Genomic DNA, 1036 nt, shown 5'->3' on the forward strand with positions numbered 1-1036 from the left:
TACGTCCAACAACCGTGACATCGATGTTTCTTCTGAAACGGAAGATAATCTGTTACTTGGTAGTGATCGCGGAATTTCCCTCATCGGCGGGGCGGGTGATGACCGCATTATCGGTGGTGACGGCGATGATATTCTCATCGGTGGTCTGGGTTCGGACATCCTAACGGGTGGCGGTGGTAACGATATCTTTAAATGGACTCAAGATACTGTTGACGAAGGTGCGGTGGATACCATCACCGACTTTACACTTAATGAAGACACGATCGATCTTAAAGACGTGAGTGCGGATTTAAATGACCCAATGGCAGGAATTGATGAGTTACTTGCGCATATTCAAGCGGACTACGATGCCACGACAGACAATGTCTCTTTGAGCATTACTACTGATGCGAACGTTCATCAGACTATTGTGGTTGAGAACTTAGGTCAGGCAATAGACTTCAATGGATTAAGCTCAAACGAGATTGTTGAATCGCTTCTTAATCGAGGTGTTATTGATAACGGATAAAGTGACTTGAGAAATGAAAAGTGCGGCGGTTAGATTTGACCGCTGCGCTTATTAGCGTTTGGTGCTCTTGAATATCTGGAAAGGGAGTTGGGTATATTTTTTATCTTGGTTTCTTTAGACGTGAATGTCGAGAAGGCTGCCAATTACCTCGTTATTTTTCTCCACAACGGACGCACCAATACGGTTGTAACTTGCGGCTTGAGTAACTTCGATAAGAGGTTCGATAACAGTGGCATGTGCGGCTAGGGAAGGGTTCGCGGCGAAAGCCACGTTTTTAGCGAGTTCGACTTTATTGAATGATAAGTCTTCACCGCCTTTTACGAAGGTTTGTTGAATCTCATGTGCAGCTTTATCCGCCATCTTGTGCGATAACTGCATGATTTGTTGACCGGAGTGAATCCCTGAAACTGGCATGATTATAATTCCACTTATTATGCTGCTGTTAGCATAGGAAGTGTTTATAAAACGTGCAAGTGATTTATATCAATAACTTAATCAAACAAACAGTTTAGATAACATTTCACGCTC

At 43.4% G+C, this 1036-nt stretch carries 2 protein-coding genes; one reads left to right on the forward strand and one right to left on the reverse strand.

Annotated features, from left to right (window positions below):
* A partial coding sequence (locus tag R7E42_RS25610) for a type I secretion C-terminal target domain-containing protein (protein WP_318073327.1) occupies positions 1-508 on the forward strand: 508 nt, incomplete at its 5' end.
* Positions 509-622: 114 nt separating this feature from the next.
* Here R7E42_RS25610 and R7E42_RS25615 read toward each other — a convergent pair.
* Positions 623-922: a hypothetical protein gene (locus R7E42_RS25615; RefSeq protein WP_005498550.1), complete on the reverse strand. Its 300-nt coding sequence runs from the start codon at positions 920-922 to the stop codon at positions 623-625.
* Between the last annotated feature and the right edge of the window lie 114 nt (positions 923-1036).

It is taken from the genome of Vibrio sp. Vb1337, assembly GCF_033338715.1.
Lineage (GTDB): Bacteria > Pseudomonadota > Gammaproteobacteria > Enterobacterales > Vibrionaceae > Vibrio > Vibrio alginolyticus.